The sequence below is a fragment of the Acinetobacter sp. WCHAc060006 genome (assembly GCF_004209135.1).
Classification (GTDB): Bacteria; Pseudomonadota; Gammaproteobacteria; order Pseudomonadales; family Moraxellaceae; genus Acinetobacter; species Acinetobacter cumulans.
Genome location: NZ_SGSS01000001.1, coordinates 1 through 19015, shown reverse-complemented (window position 1 = coordinate 19015; position 19015 = coordinate 1). Strand labels below are relative to the sequence as shown.

Sequence of the window (19015 nt, the reverse complement as noted above, 5' to 3'; positions counted from 1 at the left end):
TTTTCGCCTATCAGTTTGTGTATTTTTTCACGGCTTAACGCTCTCATCATCTCCTATTGAATATGCCCATGCTTCTTTCTAATTTCATACCACCTATGATCAATGGCGTAAGTGCCAGTAAAGTGTTTTTAAAAGCTTTACAGCCACAACCACAGAGCATTTACCAATACTTGTGCCTTGAATTTCCACATATTGAGGCGCAAGAATGGTTACAACGTTTTCAAGATGGGCTGATCTTTGATGCGCAAGGGCAAAAACTCAATGCAAATAGTCCCTTTCAGCCAAATAGCCACGTGTTTTACTATCGGTTTTTAACACATGAAATTCATGTGCCTTTCGAACACCATATTATTTTTGAAAATGAACACTTTATTGCCGTAGACAAACCCCACTTTCTCACTATTAGTCCCACAGGACAATATGTACAAGAAACGCTTTTGGTTCGCTTAAAGAAACAAACTGGCATTGAGCATCTCACGCCAATTCATCGTCTTGACCGTGAAACTGCAGGGATTGTTTTATTTTCAAAGTGCATTGAAAGTCGCGGTATCTATCAGCAGTTATTTGCCGATCGTAAAGTGCAAAAAACCTATCATGCGATTGCACCCTATCTACCCACTTTAAAACTGCCACTTACGCTTCGTTTAAGAATGGAAAAAGGTGAGCCGTTTTATACCATGCGTCAAATAGAAGGCGTAGCCAATAGTGAAACAGAAATTCAACTCTTAGAGCATAATCAGCAGTGGGCAAAATACTTACTCACCCCCCATACTGGTAAACAACACCAACTCCGTTTACACCTTAGCCACTTGGGTATTCCGATTCAAAATGACCCATTTTATCCGCAAGTCAAGCACAAAGATGATCATGACTTTAGCGCACCACTACAATTACTGGCCAAGCATATCGAGTTTATAGACCCTGTATCTAAACAGCAGATCTCTTTAAGCTCCACATTTGACCTCACACTGTCATCTTAATGTCATTACAAATAATTCATATTTTTATGAGTTGAAGGATTGAATTTGGCGTGTAATAGATTAAAATAAATGCGAAAAGTTAAGTATTTAAAAGCTTTCTAAAATTATGAGAAAAACTGAAGTCTACCAAATCCGCTTGGATTCCCAAGAAAAGAAACAAGCATTTGCGGTATTTAAACAACTGGGGATTACACCAGCTCAAGCTGTGCGTCTGTTTTTCAAGCAAGTTGTACTTACAAAATCTATCCCCTTTTCGATTGAAAATCAAAACATCAATCTTGAACAATTAATTCGTTTACGCAAACTGAAGCAACAAGATGTGAAATCATCTGTGGCAGCAACAGATGCAGACAATATGATGACTTCAAGCGATATAGATTTAGATGATGAGCATTTAGATATCTTTGAGGAACTCAATGCTATTTTGGGCGAAGGTGACAAAACTTAACACTGTCGTATTTTTAAACAATTTAAAAATCACAGTTTTTTAATTATTCGTTATGCTTCATGCAACCCTCTAATTTTAAGCATGGAGTAAAGCATGATTGTAAGACGCGCTGTAGAATCAGATTTAAAGCAACTTGCAATATTATTTGATGAATATCGTCAGTTTTATGGTGCTTCTTCCAATTTAGACCTTTCTTTTCAGTTTTTAAAACAACGCTTTGCTAATCAAGAAAGTGTGATCTTCATTCATATTAAAGATGATCTATTTACGGGCTTTGTCTTACTGTATTTAGGTTTTTCTTCTGTTGCTTGTTCTCGTTATTATCTCTTAGATGATGTTTATGTCCGACCTGCCTTTAGGCGCCAAGGCTCTGCCAAACAACTGATTGATACTGCAATCTTATTTGCACGCCATGAAAATGCGCAGCGTATTAGCTTAGAAACACAAAAGAATAATTTTCAATCGCATGCATTATATGAATCTATGGGTTTTGTAAAAGATGAAGAATTTCAAACCTACCATTGTTTTTTAAAATAAGCCTCTAATAGTTATCTTTGTAAATTCAGCGATCTTTGTATTTAAACAAAATCATGCAACAACAGCATCTATCAATCGCATGCGTAGTTCCAATCCACGCATGCATAACATATCAGTCAATTTAACTTTAAAAAGCTATTCAGCGCGTTGCTTTGCTAATTCAATTTGCGCCTCAGTTAAATAAACCCACTCACCTTCTGCTAAGTGATTTAACTGTTCCAAGCCCAATTGTCCAATCTGCGCCCGATGTAATTGCTCTACCTTATTCCCTACAGCCGCAACCATGCGTTTCACTTGATGATACACACCTTGATGCACAGTAAAACGTAGTTGCTTCTCTGCTAAGCGCATAGCTTCTGTAGCAGCAAATATACCGTTTTCATTGCGTAGCTCTACACCCAGCTCAAGCTGTTGTAGCTGCGCGTCTGTTACATCATCGGCCGTATACATTTCATAAACTTTTGGCACATGCTTTTTAGGATGCGTTAAAGCCTGCAAAAACTGACCGTCGTCCGTTAACAACAACAAGCCTGTTGTGTCTTGATCTAAGCGGCCCACACACTGTAAACCTCGATTCATTAGCGCATCATCAAAAAACTCAAACACACTAAAATGATGGGTCGCCTGATGTGAACATTCATAGCCTTTAGGCTTATGTAGGGCGATATAAACTTTTTCTCGATAAACATAGTTTTGACCATAAACTTGAAACGCTAACTGATCCAAATTTACTTTATATTTGAGATTATCAATCAACTCACCATGAATTTGAACAGCACCGCTTTTAATTAACTGTTGGCAATATTTACGTGAACCAAAGCCCTGTGACTGCAACATTTTTTCCAACAACATAAAAGCATATCTCAAATAAATCGCCTGATATTCTAAAGGATCATGATCTGAAACCCAACTCAAAACAATGCAGCGGAAAATCGACCTGAGCCACGATCAGTAAAAATATGCTTTATACTCTACTTGTCAATGCAAATCCTATATCTCCCGTGATGACCCTTTCCAACCTTGATTTAAACCTTATTGTCCTAATTGTTTTATTGGCGTGTGGTGTCTTTAGTCATAACACTGCTGTAACCATTGCAGCAGCTGTGCTCATTGTGTTTCGTATTACGCCTTTAAGTGAATATTTTCCTTTGCTGCAACAGCATGGTTTAAATATTGGCATCATCATCCTGACCATTGGTGTACTCACACCAATCGCAAGTGGCAAAATCCCTGGCGATGAAATTTTGAAATCCTTTTTAAATTGGAAATCCTTATTTGCCATCGCTATTGGTGTGTTTGTGGCTTGGTTAGGTGGTCGTGGCGTACAACTGATGAGTAATCAGCCTAATATTGTTGCTGGATTACTGATTGGTACAGTCGCTGGGGTTGCTTTATTAAGAGGTGTACCTGTAGGACCATTAATTGCTGCAGGTATTTTGTCACTCATTATTGGGCTTGGCCAATAACACAGCTTGATCAGCTTCGCCCTAAAAAGATCAAATGGCAAAAAAGTTATTCTTCTATAATTAAAAGTTGTATGTACTTTCACACGTCTTAGTTATAGCAAAAGCCAACAGAGTTAATGTGTTGGCTTTGAATGCCTCCCAACCAAAGCTCCCCCCAAAAACTTAAGCAGAAGTTTTGGGCTGAATTGCAAATAAGTGCTGTGTAAGCACAATACCCAGAATAGACAGAACACTCATGAGCACACCGACCCACAACCAAGTTCCAGTGCTAGACACTAAGAATGCGATACTTGGCGGTAATAAAAATTGAGACAGTGCAGAACATTGTAAAATCATCCCCACAGTCGTGCTAATCGCCATAGGACTTGGGGCAAAATGTAGGGCTTGTGCAAAGATACTTCCCGCTACCAAGCCACCAAATAATGAAAAGCCAAAAACCATTACGTATTGCAGCATAAAAGGCAAACTGTCTTTTGCTGTATAAAAAAGTAATGCACAAGCAATTAATACAACAAATCCCAAAATGACCAGCAGCTTCGCCTGCAAGCCTCGTTGTAACAGTAACCCACAGATAAAAGTACCTACGGCATTTGCGATAGATACACTTGCCGTAAGCAATCCCGCCAAAGTAGGTGCAATATGATTTTGCTCATAAATCGTCGGTAAAAAGCCCACCAAAGCAAACCATTGCCCTGCATAAGTTCCAAATATCAACGCGAGTAACCATGCTGGCTGATGCTGCAATGTAAGTTTAATTAAAGATTTTAGCGGTACAGCTTGTGAAGAAGGCGTTGTATTTGGAATAAACCATGCAATACCAATTAAAAAGCTCAATGTAATGAGTGCATAACTAAACCAAACCACAGACCATGACCAACTTTGAATCAACATAGGTGCAGTAATTAAAGCAATGCCTACTCCTCCGCCCATATAAGCCGCCCATAAGCCCATTTTGGCCGGTAAACTCTGCATAGGTGCCAACTCGCGAATAAGCGCTGGCCCACTCAAGGTAACCAGTAAAAAGCCAAAACCTTCTATAATTCGCATGCTAAATAAAGACAGTACCGACTGCGTGAGTCCGGCACAGATACTGGCTAAAGTGAGTAAACTGAGCCCCAACAATACACAACGCTTTAAACCTAACTTTGATACATAACTACCAATCAGTAGCGCAAAGCACATCCCTGCGCATTGTATACAGGACAATAGTAAACCCGACTGCACCAAACTTAAGCCTAGCTCAGCCTGTAAAATAGGGATAGCAGCGGGTAATTTACCAATATGCATCGCAGCGGCAAAACCAGCACCAATGATGAGTAAATCCTTTGCAAACCATTGTACTTTTGCTGACATTTAATAAAATCTTTTACTTGAATAAGGCAGTAACATAGCAAATATAAGATTTAATTAATATCGTCAAAAAATATAAATTAATATCTATTTGCGATAATTTAAGCCAAAAAATTAGATTTTAGTAAATAATTTATTAATTACTCTCATTTTGTATCATTCAAACTTATTCAATTAGATCAAAGCATACACCTGACTTTGCATCACTTTTCCATCTTCCAAATATACGGTCACAGCTTGGCGATGATATTCCACGCCTTCAAACTCATCCAAATATTCCCAGTGATCCTCTAAATGCTCAGATATAAATACATAGCCCTGAACAGGATTTCCGTCATCTTTCAAACGAATTCCAGGACTACCTAAAGCCGCACCCCAACCGCTATTTTCTAAGTTCCCCAATATATAACCTTTAAACCATGTGCCACCAATTCGCTCCATCACATGTGCATTCGGCTCACCGAGGCGTAAAGTGCCGTATACAAATAAACTTTGCATATTGTGTATTTCCAATTTCATTGTCTCTGTACTTTAACGTTCAAATTTAAAAGCCACTTATTTCAACCCAAAGCGTTGGAAATAAATGGCTTTATTTATGAATCAAAATATTAATTCAATCTGTATTTAGATTAACTATTCAACAAATAACAAAGCCAAACGCACTTGGTCATAACCCATACGCGGGCTGGTCTGTTCCACAATCGGACGTAATTTAATGCTACCGTCATCATTAAAATGTTCGGCATCTTTACGCTTCATCAAACGTTTATAAATTTTACGGACTTGTTCCACTGTTTCTTCACCCGGATGAGCAACAGAAATATCGAGCGCCTGTTCTTTTTGCAAGCGAGCCAAGTGATTAATAATTGTCGCTGGAGTTAAACCACGCTCTTGTGCAATATCTGCTATATCATAGCCATCTTCAAACAATGCTCGTGTTTCATCCAAAGTAGCTGAACCATAACTTTGTTTCGCACCATTTTTGGCGATTTTCTTTTCATTACGCTCAATTTCATATTCATTTAATGTGCCACCACAGTGACGAATAAATGCTTTATGTTGTGGGGTTAAATCAATATCTGCAAATTGATTTTCTGCTTCTGCAGAAAGCTCTTGAAAACGACGATCTGCTTTAATAGCCAAACTATCTAACTCAAGTGCTTGCTCATTAAAACCTAATAATCTTAAGCCTTGTAAGGTTTTTAAACGCGACAAGGCAACATAGCCTTGGCCTTTTTCAAAAGTATGACTGAGATTAATCTCAGCAGCTTCTAAAGTCATACCTTGTGATTTATGAATGGTAATTGCCCATGCCAAACGTAAGGGAATTTGCTGAAAACTGGCAATAGTTTTACCTTCGTCATTGTCGACTGACCATGTTTCAGGCTCCACAATTAAAGTCGTACCATCCGTAAGTTTAACTTTAGGCAATACACCGTATTCATCGTCTTCTTCAAAACCAATCACTTCACCCAAACTGCCATTGATATAGCCCACATCAAAGTTGTTTTTTACAAACATCACTTTGGCATTTTTCTTTAAATTGAGTGTTTCTGGCGCACGCACAGATGATTTCAGGGTTTCGATGAGCTTTTCATTACCATCACACTGCGCATCAAATTGCTTCGCTTCCTGCTCAATTTCATTCAAATGTTTGAAGTTAATACTGTCCACATCCATATTGTGGGTATATAAACGTGTAAAGGTATCGCCAATATCTTGTGTGCGTGTTTGTTTTAATGCTTCTAAGTGTGCAGGACCAATCGTTTGCGCACGAATTGCATTTAAAATATCATTTAAATAGTCATTGCCTTGACGGTGTTGCTCAGTCAAATAACACACGCGAAATTTGGCTTCGACCCAAGCCTCAGACATAAAGCAAAACTTATCGCGATTGCGTTCTTCATTACGGCCTACAGGTGGCAACTGGAAAAAGTCACCAGCCGCAATGACTTGAATCCCACCAAAGGCTTCATCACTTTCTTTAAAAAACTTCAGGACTTTATTCACCAAGTTGAGTTGCTTGGCATGTAGCATCGAGATTTCATCAATAATCAATACTTGGGCATTTTCTAAATGCTCTTTTAAATATTTACGTTCTTTTAAGCGTTTGAGTTCATCTTCAGAAATCGCATCTTTAATGCCTATGCCCGCCCAAGTATGAATCGTCATGCCATTCATGTGTGTGGCTGCAATACCTGTAGATGCTGTAATCGCAACCGTCACCTTGCGCGCTTTTAGATAATTAATATATTGATTTAAGGTATATGTTTTACCCGCACCTGCCGAGCCTGTTAAAAATACGTTTTCACCAGCTTTTAATAACTTGAGTGCGGTTTCCTGATTCATAAGACCTATACCATTAAAGAACCGCTATAGCCTACCGACTTTTACCTCAAAAGTTAAGCTTCATCCGCCAGAGTCTGTCGCGTATTGAATCGTACTTTGCTTGAATCAAATGGATTGTTGATTTCGTAGATTCAGAAACTCAATAAAACGACAGGCAATCATTGTTGCTGTTACTTGAGCTTTTTTATTATGAGCATGTTCCAACTGATCAAAAATCAAGACTTCATTTTGTAATACGCAACCTAAAGTCATCGGTGCGAGCGTTGAATCGAGTGGCATCACATGAAAAGCCACATATTCACCTTCTATAATCCGATGTGCATAACTGGCGGCCAAACAATGCCGAAATACTTTAGACTCTTGAATAATGCGGTCTATAGATGTCAACTCTTCAATCAACCATTGTTCAAACTGTATTTGCGGCGAATGACTCCACGCACTCCATGATGCTTTTAAGCAGTCTTTTTTGAGCTTGGTCATAATTTCTTCTTTTTGAATTTCATCATGCCAAACAATCGCCTGCTGATATAAGCCAAACCATGTCACATTCTTGGCAATGACTTTATTTTCTGCAAAATATGCTGTGAGATAATCACGGACATAAGCATCAAATAACGACTCCCGTGATTGCTCATGAACTAAATAGAAACGCTGACGAAAATCATCCAACTGAATACGGTGACGTCTTAAGGTACTGTGAAAATCTCTATTTTGCTGAGTTTCTGGGCGTATAAACGCAATCAACTCGGTTGCCAAAGGCTGGGTAATTTTAGACAAATGCTGTAAATACGCCTGCATCACTCGACTGAGTGAGGCATAAACTCGTTTTTCAAGTGTTTGGTCTTCACGTGCAATACAACGAACCAAGGCCATCCACTCATCTAAATATAAAATAGAATGGCTTATTGCAATACGATGATCATCCATCGCCTGTTGCGTCCCTTGTAAAACGGCATGGGTATTGTTCGGATGCTCAAACCACTGTTCCTGATTTGCAAACTCATAACACCGACTAATAAACATGCGAGCAGCAGCATATTGAAAATACTGCAACGTCGCTAAAATAATTTGAGGATGTTGCTGACTACAATCAATAAAGCTCATGGCCGTCATGGCTACACGTACACTGCTATGCTGAATATTTTCACTGATCCAATCGATCACTTCACTTGATTGACGGTACAACCAATTGACAGTGCGCATACCATCGAAGAGTGGTAGCTTCGCCGCTTTTTTTTGCCAAATTCGTGTATTAGCCTGTACAAAATGTTGCTTAGATAAAATATCTGGCTGTTGCCATACTTCACGGTGCATCAGGCGTAAAAAACCCAACATTTTAGGTTGCTCAAGCGCATGCCGATATAGCAGTTCAATATCCGCTCGATGTTCCTGTAAATCATTTAAATTAAAGCGTTCTACAAAGTTTAAAGACATAACTCGATACACAGGTGCATCTAAAAACTGCGTCGCGGTATAGCCAAACTCATCAAAGCTTTCCATCAAATTCTGCACAGGCAAGAATTCTGTCTCCATTAATAGATCAAAGCGAAACATCGTTTTAAATTGTTCGATCACTGCTTCTGGAATAGCGACATCTTTACGGCGAAAATTTTGCAAAATGGGCGTTTTGTAATACTTGGCTTTTATCATTAAATGATCAGTGATTTCAGCTTGTACTTGCGTAATTTGCTGTAAAAAAGCTTCTGCCCGCTGTTCAACCTCACAGCACTGATAAATATATTCAAGTAGTAACTGTTTAAGTTTTTGCGCCTTGCTTCTGAGTAAAAGCGAATGCTGTGGCTTACGATCACCCGTTAAAAAGTAAATCTCATGTAAAAAGAACTCCTCCAACGCTTCGGCATGTGGTTGCCCAGCAACAAAATGCATGTCAAATAAAGTTGGTGAGCTTAGACAGCCCAAGCTTGTATAACGTTCTGGCGTATGAAAATGAATGGAAAATAATTGATTCGCCAAAATAATACGTTGCTTTGCAGGTTCAATTTTGAACATGTTTTGCGAAGTAATGTTTCCTGCCAATTCAATTTGATCAAGATACAGGCGATTTAAACCCTGTGAAATACGTAGCAACTGTTTCGCAATCGCCACCAAAGAAGTGGTAACGTCTTTTTGATCCATCCCCCACTCCTTATTGATTCATACATTTTATTTATTTCTTCAATATAGGAAATATTCGCTATTTGCTCCAGTCTTTTCTATAGCCTGAGCGAATTTATGGCTTATGTGAAATACACTTTAGCACTACGCTACCTTTATACAACATAGTCATAGCTCAAACGCTTTTTACAGTATAATTTAATGCGCAAAAAGATCGTGTTGTTGCTCACGATATTGTTTTAAATCAGATATTCCCTGATAAATCTGTTGCTGTATGTGCTCACGAAATGCTTTCAACTCCTCCACATCTTGAATCTGCATCAGACTTTGACGGGGCATAAATTGAAAATAAAATGGTAATCGCTTTGGAATTAAACTTTTAGGTAAAGATGGAATGACCTCTCCATGCCTTAACAATTTCGCTAATCTTGGGACTTTGAGCAAGGTTTGAAAAAATTTAGTATTCACTAGCGTCGAAGCATCTACACCAATTTCATAAGCTTCATCACCACCTAAGGCAGCAAAAGGTACAATATCATAACCAAACTCTTGCGCCAGTTTTAGAAAGCCGTAACGCTCTTTCCAAATCAGCTGATAAGCTTCGCCTTTACGTTTCAGCACCTCACGCCCACCACCTGGGAAAACTAAGATGGAATAGCCTTGTTGCATCACGCTACGGACGTATTCTTGTACACCGTCCACCGCACCAAACTTTTTGACAATCTCACGCCAAACAGGCAAATAAAAATGGCTATGGTCAGCCATACTAACCACAGCCACTTTATGTTCATTGTACAGGTAGTCGATAATCATCGGTGCATCAAGCACACCATACATCGTATGATTACCCACATACATTGCAGGTATAGATGCATCAATATATTCTGCGCCTAAAAAAGTTGGCTGAAAATATTGCTTGGAGATCGAACTAATTCGCCCAATCCATTTTGCATCATGTTGTACCTGCACCTGTGTACCTTTTACATATCTACTGTTCAGTCTATAAAGACCTAAAATCAGGATTTATGCAACGTGTTTTTGTACGAGGATTGAACCTACTGAATAACCCGCACCAAACGAACACAATACGCCATATTCACCATCATCCACTTGGTCTGCAGTACGGTGTAAAGCAATAATGACACCTGCTGATGACGTATTTGCAAACTCATCCAAAATAATTGGTACTAAATCTGCTTTTGCATTTTCTTTACCTACCACCAATTTCAGAATTAATTCATTCATACTGGCATTGGCTTGATGTAACCAAAAACGCTTCACATTTGCGGGTTCAATTTCATTTTTCTCTAATTGCTTTGAAATCATTTTCGCAACTAAAGGACAAACTTCTTTAAACACTTTACGTCCGTCTTGGCGGAAACGCTTATCATCAGTATCCGTCGTTTCACTTGGATTTAAGAAACCAAAATTATTGCGAATATTGTTTGAGAACTGGGTAAACAAATTAATGTCGAGCACTTCAAAACCAGTTTTGCTTGTTGTTTCTTCAATAATTGATGCAGTTGCAACATCACCAAAGATAAAGTGACAATCACGCGAACGGAAATCTGTATGACCCGACGTAATTTCAACGTTAACCAACAATACGCGACGAGCACCAGCTTTAATCGCATCATAAGCTTGCTTAATACCGAAAGTCGCTGCTGAGCAAGCCACATTCATGTCGTATGCATAGCCTTGAATACCCAGCGCAGTTTGAATTTCAATCGCTACTGCTGGATATGCACGTTGCAAATTAGAGCAAGATAAAATCACCACATCGATGTCTTCTGCAGTAACACCTGCATTTTCCATCGCTTGTTTGGCAGCAGTCACGCCCCATTCTGCTTGAATAGATAATTCATCATTTGAACGTTCACGCAACAATGGACGTAAACGCTTTGGATCTAAAATACCTGTTTTCTCTGCAACATAACGACGCTTTACGCCTGACGCTTTTTCAATAAATTCTGCGCTCGAACCACGACGAGCCTCTAGCTCACCTGCTGCAATTTTTTCAGCATTGTCTTGGTTATACTGTTCCACATAAGCATTGAGACCTTCTACCAGCTCTTCGTTGGTAATAATGTCTTCTGGATGATATAAACCCGTACCTGTAATGCGGATGCCCATGTAAAACTCCTTTTTGAAATTGCCACTATCTTAACTGATTCCAAGTTTTTCCCATAGTTTTTGCAACCGGGTTGGAGAAATTGGCATCTTTGTTTTCATTGGTTGTGAAAATAAAGAAATGCGTAATTCCTCGACCATGAAATACAATTCTTTTAGACGAGCATCGTTTTTAAACTTAAATAATTTTTCCATCCATGGGTCAACTTGATCAATGGCAGAATTGTCCCTTTGCAGATTATTTGCTAAGCGATCTAAACGCAACACCAAGGCCTTTAAATAACGCGGAAATTCTTGCCAAACATCGGTTGGTTTCACATAAACAAAATCTGATAAATTCATCAAATCTAGCTGATCTTCAATATCATCAATATTTTTTCCAAAGATAGAATCATCTAAAACCAGCAGTTTGCGACGGATATCCTGCCATTGAATAAAAATTTCACTTAATGTGGCCAAGACCTGCTGACCATGGGTTAAGAAAGATTTTTTTACATTTAAAACTAAGTTTTGATACTCCTGCTCATTGACAGGAAGCTCATTTATTGCAACTTGCAGTGTGGCATAAACTAACATTTGCTCTAATTTTGCTTTATCACCCAATGGCGAATATGCCAAAGCTAAAGGTTTTGAAATCTGTTTTTTTAACTGACGAACTACATCACCCAATTGCATATACACCAAACGAATCACACCTTCACGATGCTTTCGCACGGCTTCTGCTTGGTCATTAAAGGTTTGTATCACAACACCCGATTCATCTTTTTGCTCTAGGCTCGCAAAAGGTTTTACAGAAACCAAGGCCTGATATTGCTTAACCACCACCCCTGTCACTTTTTGTGAAGCTTCAAATACAAAAGACTCTGGGAAGCTTTTGAATTCACCTTTTAATTGTTTGACTGGGCTATGGGTTTCTGTGCGGCAACGTGCTTTTAACTCACTTAAATCACGACCTTGTTCAACCATTCGGCCTTTTTCATCAATGACTTTAATCAGTGGTTGTAAATATTGCTCAATACGATCAAATGAAAAATCTTTTTCTGTGATTTGATCCCCACGCAGTTGATAAGCCAAAAAGCTAAAAATATGCTGATTCAAATGTACAGCATCAAGTCTTGCCATCAACTTTTTCGCGGTGTCTGGGATGGGTACCAAGCCGCGGCGTTTATCTTTAGGTAAAGACTTTAATAACGCTTCGATCAGGTCCTCACGCCAACCTGGAATTCCCCAAGACCAAATTCCTTCGTCTACTTGTGGCAAGGCCTGTAGTGGAATTTTAACCGTTGCACCATCTTCATCATGACTTGGGTCAAAATGATAGGTAGCCGCCAATCTCAGCTCACCATTACGCAAATAATCTGGGAATTGTTGCGTTGTTGGGCGGTCATTCAGCCAAAGTGCATCATCTTCAATAAATAAATAACGTGGTTGCTGTTGTTCAACAGTAGCACGCCAATCTTCAAAGCTACGTCGGCTTGCAACTTCAGCTGACACTTTAGAGGCATAAAATTGATAAATCGTTTCTTCATCCACCACCAAATCACGACGACGCAATTTATCTTCTACACGCTCTACTTCTTCAAGTTTAAGTAAGTTATGTTTTAAGAATGGTGGGATTACACCTAAGTTCCCTGTGGTTAACGCATCACGCAGGAAGATTTCATGTGCTGCAGGTTGATCGACTTTTTCATAATTAATTTGTCGCTTTGGCTCAATAATCAAACCAAATAGCGAAATTTGGTCATAAGCATTCACCACGCCGGCTTTTTTCGACCAGTGTGGTTCAAAATAGTGATGCTTTAACAAATCACGCGCAGCCAACAAAATCCACTCGGGTTCAATTTTGGCCAAAGTACGCAAATACACCTGTGAAGTTTCAACCATTTCAAAAGCCATCACCCAAGGTGTATTGGTTTTATGTAAGGTCGAGGCTGGAAATACACGCGCTTTTTGCTGACGTACCGCCATGAATACATTTCGTTCATCTGTTTTGTTGGCAATAAACGACAGTAAACCCGTTAATAAAGCACGATGTAAATTTTCATAGCTCGCTTTCTTTTCGTTAAATGACAGCTTTAAACCTTTAGCTAAGTCAACCAACTGCTCATGCGTCTTTTTCCATTCACGTAAACGCAACCAACTTAAAAAGTGAGTACGGGCAAATGAGCGTCGTTTATTTTCACTCATGCTTTCGCGGTTATCGTTTAGCGTGTCCCATAATTTGGTATAAAACAAAAAGTCGGAATCGGCCTCGCGGAACAAAGCATGTTTTTGGTCTGCTTGCATTTGCTTATCGGCAGGACGTTCACGTGGATCTTGCACAGCTAAAGCAGCCACAATCACCAACACTTCATTTAACACACCAAAATGAGCACCACCTAAAATCATACGTGCCAAACGTGGGTCTATCGGCATTTTTGCCATTTGCTGACCAATTTTGGTTAATGAGTCACCTTTGGCATGAGCATGCTTGCCTTGCTGAGCATTAGACTTATCTGCCATTGCGCCAAGCTCAATTAAAAGCTTACGACCATCATTGACTAAACGGTGATCTGGCGGCTCAATAAAATCAAAATCTTCTAATGAACCCAAGCCTAAACTTTGCATTTGCAAAATTACAGAAGCCAAATTTGTACGTTTAATTTCAGGTTCTGTAAATTCTGGACGGCTCTGAAAATCTTCTTCCGAATACAAACGAATACACACACCCGGTGCAATACGACCACAGCGACCTTTACGCTGATTAGCCGCTGCTTGTGATACCGCTTCAATTGGTAGACGTTGAATGCGTGAGCGATAGTTATAACGTGAAATACGAGCAAAACCACTGTCAATCACATAACGAATATTCGGAACAGTTAACGCTGTTTCTGCAACGTTGGTGGCAATAATAATGCGTCGACCACCCCCAGTAGGGTTAAAGATTTTTTGTTGCTCGGCTAAAGCTAAACGTGCATACAGTGGTAAAACCTCCGTATGACGTGGGCCATGTTTGATTAATGTTTCTTGTAATTCACGAATTTCTTGCTCAGTGCTGGCAAAAATCAAAATATCAGCATGCTCTGGATGGCCTTTCGTTTGCGCATCCTGAAAACATTCTTCTACTGCTGACACCACAGCACGGGGCAGATTTTCTTCAAAATCATCAAATTCGTCGTCATCACTGCCCACAATACTCAGTTCTGAAATAGGGCGATAGCGCAGTTCGACAGGAAAACTACGGCCTTCGACTTCAAAAATAGGCGCATTGTTAAAATACTGACTAAAGCGGTTCACATCTAATGTTGCAGACGTAATAATCACTTTTAAGTCTTTACGACGTGGCAATAATTGCTTGAGATAACCCATGATGAAGTCAATATTGAGCGAACGCTCATGTGCTTCATCAATGATAATCGTATCGTATTTGGTGAGGAAGCGGTCATTGGCCAACTCTGCCAATAAAATACCATCCGTCATTAAGCGTACAAGAGAATCTTGCGAACCTTGTTCATTAAAACGAACTTTAAAAGAAATTGCCTCACCCAGTTTTTGCCCAACTTCTTCTGCAATACGTTGTGAGACACTACGTGCAGCCAATCGGCGTGGTTGCGTATGGCCAATCATCCCCGTCAAACCACGGCCTGCAAGCATTGCAATTTGAGGTAACTGTGTGGTTTTACCCGAACCTGTTTCACCAGCAACAATAATCACTTGATTGCTTTGAATCGCATCAATCAATTTGTCTGCATATTGAGTTACAGGCAAATCTTGATTCAACTTGATGTTTGGAATGCTTTCCACACGCTCAAGTACTTTGAGATGTGATTTCTCAAATAATTCTTGATATTGCTTTTCATTGGCGTCTTTGCCTTTGCGCAATCGATTTAAACGGTGAAGATCACGTGCCATCACCATATTTTCTACATTTAAACCTTTTGCAACCAAGTGAACGCCCTACAACTATCTGAAAACGCCCTATTCTACTCGTTTTCAAATAGATTCCCAATCTCCTGATGTCCCGTTTCAAACATTCAAATACACTTTAGCGCCAAACATCACAATTCAAATCGCTCTATACCGCTCAGCTCTACTTTTTAGTGCATACGATTTAAAAATTTGCTTGTGTCTGCTTTAACGAAATGTCATGCCCAAATTTGAGTCCAATAAAAAATAAAAATGACTTTTTTAAAATCTACCCTTGAATTTTTAACTCACTGGCATCATGTTCTTAAGCGAGTATTTGGGTCGATCATTTTGTCATTTAGACATCATATTTTTCATGCTAAATGAACAGAATCATCTGACTTTAAGTCTGTGGATATTTTTCTAATTCGGTTTTTCCGATATTTGTAATGTAAAAATACTATTTCAGCAATGACTTAAAGTTCGATACTCTATTAGAAATCAAATACAAACCTCAATCATGGAGACAATGATGAGCTTAATTAATACTGAAGTTAAACCATTCAAAACTACTGCATTCCAAAACGGTCAGTTCATCGAAGTAACTGAAGCTGATCTTAAAGGCAAATGGTCTGTAGTATTCTTCTACCCAGCTGACTTCACTTTCGTTTGCCCAACTGAACTTGGTGACCTTGCTGACAACTACGAAGAATTCAAAAAATTAGGCGTTGAAATCTACTCAGTTTCTACTGACACTCACTTCACTCACAAAGCTTGGCACGATTCTTCAGAAGAAATCAAAAAAATCCAATACGTAATGGTTGGTGATGCAAACTGGACTCTTGCTAAAAACTTTGACGTATTAATCGAAGCTGACGGCCTTGCTGACCGTGGTACTTTCGTTATCGATCCTGAAGGCAAAATCCAAATCGTTGAAATCAACGCTGGTGGTATTGGCCGTGATGCTTCTGAACTTCTTCGTAAAGTTAAAGCAGCTCAATACGTACACGCTCACCCAGGCGAAGTTTGCCCAGCTAAATGGAAAGAAGGCGACGCAACTCTTGCTCCTTCAATCGACCTAGTTGGTAAAATCTAATTTCTAATTAGATTAAACTGATTAAAAAACCGCGCTTTTAGCGCGGTTTTTTTTATTTTTGCGAAGGATAATCTTAAAGATTAGATCTGGTACATTCATAACCATTTTAGGGATTTACACCTAAAAAGCTAAATGGCGCTGTCTCTACAAATTTAGCCGTAGCATCACCTGCGTATGCAATTGCCTGATCTTTGCCTAAATTCAACTTACGTGTTCGAGACTGCTTGAAGTTAATTTGTTTTAAGTCCACCCAAAATACATTCGGTGACACAGCAGACTCAAAGTAATATTTCAAGTTTTTATGGTCTGCCACAGTACGCCAGCGCGTAGAAGAAATATTTGGTTCTTCTTCTGTATTTAAACCAAAAGGCACAGATACATTGCGAATCACACTAAATACACTGGCTAAGCTAAACTGAGTCTCTGCATTTTTAGGAATGGCATGAATATAAAACGAAGCACGTGCAAATCGGTCAGCTGCGCGATTGATTCCTAGTAAAAAAGTTGTCCCACCTATTTACTTCCAATATTGGTTTAACGCCAATTGCTGATCAAATATTGGGGAGTTGGTCATCACTTGATAACTTGCATCATGATGAATCACTTGCTTTCCAGCAATATATTCAATAATCGCGCTATCCCCAGTCGCATCCGATAACGATAAATGCAAAGTTGCTAAGCGTTGTTCGCCGGGGACTTGATCAGAAATCACAGCAAAGGGGTCTTTTTGTAAAAATTGAACTGCTTCTGCCACAGTGGCAAAATTATCCAACATGTATTGCGCCCAAAGTGAAATACTCAGTGTTGGCTTTTTAGTTTGCTCCAGTTGTGGGTATTCAGCTTCTACCAACCAGAGTAAATTGGCATTCAAACCCTTTTCATTTAAACCATCTGTGGTCGCAATATCATAGCCTGTAGCAATCACATTGCCATATTTTGAGGTCCATTGTGTCGAGTTCTTGCCTGCATTACCCCTAAGCTTAACACCTTGCAGTAAAATCCAAAGGTTGGTACCCACATCACTTTTCCAATCCATGGAGCGGGCCGTCATTACATTTTGCCGCTACCCTTGAAATACCACATGAGTACATGCATCTGCTCAAGAACTTAATAGCAGGCCTGATATGACCATCATACTACATCCCGTTTTTCATACGCTTACCCTCTAGATGAATGTTTTAATCGCAATATTTTTTTAAAATTGTAATGTGCTGAGTAAATCTACTTTGCATCTCTACACGTGAACCTACAAACAGTACGCTGAACTTTCACGGCTTATGCTTTGTTCTAATATTTAATTCTTATCACAGACAATACACTTTTGACCATAATCTCCTCATTATCATAAATTTCAAATATTTATTATTTTTACCGCGCAAATCGCTATGGTGAGCATAATCACATCATATTGCTCATGAGCTCAGCTTGAAAACTGATTATTTTTTGTTACAAATCTATGCTATTAGCATCTCTTAATTTAACTTAAGTTCAAGAGACAGAAGAAGTTCTGTATTGAAAAAGATTGATTCAGATTAAATCAACGAAGGGAGTAGCTTATGGGAACACCGATTGCTGTAACGTCCTGGAAATATAGTGCATCATCACGCTATTTAACGATTTTTTATAATAATGGCTCAGGTGATCTTTACCACCCTGTCCCCGCTTTTGTATACGACAATTTAATGCGATGTAATGATAAAACCGCTTTTGTGCATAAATATTTAGAATACGATTTGCACTTTACTCGGCTCAGCATTCAGTGAATTTCACTAGCTTTCATGCCATCAATCTTGATGGCATTGTTATTTTATGATGCAGGGCTACATTGTTCAGCCCTGCCACATCTACCTTAAACTGCCTGAATAAACTTAAAGCGTGGCAATACGTCCCCGTTGTATTCAACTGTTTCTAAAAACATGCTTAATGGACGAACCCACATCGAATACTCACCGTACAAGCATTGGTATACCACCAATTTTTCTGCCGTTTCACTATGTGTAGCGACTGAAAATACTTGATAAAGTGGTCCTTTATAATGCTGATAAATCCCGCGTTGCAATTCCATATTCTCGTCTCCGCGCTAAATAATCGCATCATAACGAATTTTTAATTCGTAAATGCAACTTTCACTTGAAATCCAGAGAATCAACCTTATCTATTAAGTTGAAATTTCAAATGAAATTAACCAATTATTTATAAAACCGATTGTTTTTATAAAAACAAACTGTTTTATCTATTTTTATATTTATCTTATTCTTATCCCATCAAATATACATTTACTCCTTTGGAGACGTTAGCAATGTTAGATCAAAATACTTCTGCACAATTAAAAACTCTTCTTGAACGCCTTGAAGGTCCAATCGAAATCGTTGCGACTTTAAATGGCTCTGACAAATCAGACAAAATCAAAGAATTGGTTGAAGAAGTTGCTGCATTATCAAACTTAGTGACTGCTCGTTTCGATGGCACAAACAAACGTGCGCCTAGCTTCGGTATTGCAAAAGCAGGGGAAGAACCGCGTGTATTCTTTGCTGGCCTTCCTATGGGCCATGAGTTCACATCACTGATCTTGGCATTGCTACAAACTTCAGGTTATGCACCAAAAGTATCTGATGAAGTATTGGCTTCAATCAAAGGCTTAGGTATTAAATCAGATTTC

The 19015-nt window shown here is 39.0% G+C and carries 15 protein-coding genes and 2 pseudogenes; 7 read left to right on the top strand and 10 right to left on the bottom strand.

All coding sequences use genetic code 11. From position 1 onward, the window contains the following. Positions 1 to 68: 68 nt before the first annotated feature. The 3 genes from EXE29_RS00085 (at position 69) to EXE29_RS00075 (ending at position 1965) form a co-directional block, all read left to right on the top strand. The gene (locus EXE29_RS00085; RefSeq protein ID WP_228198689.1) at positions 69 to 980 is read left to right on the top strand and encodes a pseudouridine synthase; all 912 of its coding nucleotides are present in this window, start codon (positions 69 to 71) and stop codon (positions 978 to 980) included. Between the two features lie 106 nt (positions 981 to 1086). Beyond that, positions 1087 to 1428: a type II toxin-antitoxin system RelB/DinJ family antitoxin gene (locus EXE29_RS00080; protein ID WP_106985824.1), complete on the top strand. Its 342-nt coding sequence runs from the start codon at positions 1087 to 1089 to the stop codon at positions 1426 to 1428. A gap of 93 nt (positions 1429 to 1521) precedes the next feature. Further along, positions 1522 to 1965: a GNAT family N-acetyltransferase gene (locus EXE29_RS00075; protein ID WP_106985825.1), complete on the top strand. Its 444-nt coding sequence runs from the start codon at positions 1522 to 1524 to the stop codon at positions 1963 to 1965. A gap of 135 nt (positions 1966 to 2100) precedes the next feature. Here EXE29_RS00075 and EXE29_RS00070 read toward each other — a convergent pair whose 3' ends face one another. Further along, positions 2101 to 2817, bottom strand: a complete 717-nt coding sequence (locus tag EXE29_RS00070; protein ID WP_120363593.1) for a pseudouridine synthase — start codon at positions 2815 to 2817, stop codon at positions 2101 to 2103. A 152-nt stretch (positions 2818 to 2969) separates the two neighbouring features. Here EXE29_RS00070 and EXE29_RS00065 point away from each other — a divergent pair, with 152 nt between their 5' ends. Further along, complete coding sequence (locus tag EXE29_RS00065) at positions 2970 to 3431, top strand: DUF441 domain-containing protein (protein WP_117007550.1); 462 nt, start codon at positions 2970 to 2972, stop codon at positions 3429 to 3431. 162 nt (positions 3432 to 3593) lie between these two features. Here EXE29_RS00065 and EXE29_RS00060 read toward each other — a convergent pair whose 3' ends face one another. The 7 genes from EXE29_RS00060 to hrpA form a co-directional block, all read right to left on the bottom strand. Next, entirely contained in the window at positions 3594 to 4784 is a 1191-nt protein-coding gene (locus tag EXE29_RS00060; protein ID WP_120363592.1) for an MFS transporter, read from the bottom strand. A 171-nt stretch (positions 4785 to 4955) separates the two neighbouring features. After that, a complete protein-coding gene (locus EXE29_RS00055) occupies positions 4956 to 5279 on the bottom strand; it encodes a gamma-glutamylcyclotransferase family protein (protein ID WP_106985829.1) in 324 nt (107 codons plus the stop codon). A gap of 135 nt (positions 5280 to 5414) precedes the next feature. Further along, on the bottom strand, positions 5415 to 7130 hold the full coding sequence (locus EXE29_RS00050) for a DEAD/DEAH box helicase (RefSeq protein ID WP_117007548.1): 1716 nt from the start codon (positions 7128 to 7130) through the stop codon (positions 5415 to 5417). A gap of 105 nt (positions 7131 to 7235) precedes the next feature. Next, positions 7236 to 9266, bottom strand: coding sequence for a hypothetical protein (locus tag EXE29_RS00045; protein ID WP_120363591.1), 2031 nt, complete (start codon positions 9264 to 9266; stop codon positions 7236 to 7238). Between the two features lie 177 nt (positions 9267 to 9443). After that, positions 9444 to 10214, bottom strand: coding sequence for a lysophospholipid acyltransferase family protein (locus tag EXE29_RS00040; protein WP_120363590.1), 771 nt, complete (start codon positions 10212 to 10214; stop codon positions 9444 to 9446). A gap of 54 nt (positions 10215 to 10268) precedes the next feature. Beyond that, complete coding sequence (locus tag EXE29_RS00035; protein WP_106985833.1) at positions 10269 to 11378, bottom strand: beta-ketoacyl-ACP synthase III; 1110 nt, start codon at positions 11376 to 11378, stop codon at positions 10269 to 10271. A gap of 30 nt (positions 11379 to 11408) precedes the next feature. Further along, entirely contained in the window at positions 11409 to 15272 is a 3864-nt protein-coding gene (hrpA, locus tag EXE29_RS00030; RefSeq protein ID WP_106985838.1) for an ATP-dependent RNA helicase HrpA, read from the bottom strand. Between the two features lie 520 nt (positions 15273 to 15792). On the opposite strand from hrpA, the gene ahpC reads away from it, so the two are divergent. Continuing rightward, complete coding sequence (gene ahpC, locus EXE29_RS00025; RefSeq protein WP_067767636.1) at positions 15793 to 16356, top strand: alkyl hydroperoxide reductase subunit C; 564 nt, start codon at positions 15793 to 15795, stop codon at positions 16354 to 16356. Positions 16357 to 16462: 106 nt separating this feature from the next. On the opposite strand, the pseudogene EXE29_RS00020 reads toward ahpC, so the two are convergent. Continuing rightward, positions 16463 to 17437: pseudogene (locus EXE29_RS00020) on the bottom strand (linear amide C-N hydrolase). 475 nt (positions 17438 to 17912) lie between these two features. On the opposite strand from EXE29_RS00020, the gene EXE29_RS00015 reads away from it, so the two are divergent. Beyond that, complete coding sequence (locus EXE29_RS00015) at positions 17913 to 18119, top strand: KTSC domain-containing protein (protein WP_106985834.1); 207 nt, start codon at positions 17913 to 17915, stop codon at positions 18117 to 18119. Between the two features lie 86 nt (positions 18120 to 18205). On the opposite strand, the gene EXE29_RS00010 is transcribed toward EXE29_RS00015, so the two are convergent. After that, entirely contained in the window at positions 18206 to 18421 is a 216-nt protein-coding gene (locus EXE29_RS00010; RefSeq protein ID WP_106985835.1) for a DUF1653 domain-containing protein, read from the bottom strand. A 234-nt stretch (positions 18422 to 18655) separates the two neighbouring features. Here EXE29_RS00010 and EXE29_RS00005 point away from each other — a divergent pair. Continuing rightward, a pseudogene (locus EXE29_RS00005) lies at positions 18656 to 19015 on the top strand (alkyl hydroperoxide reductase subunit F); the annotation flags it as partial.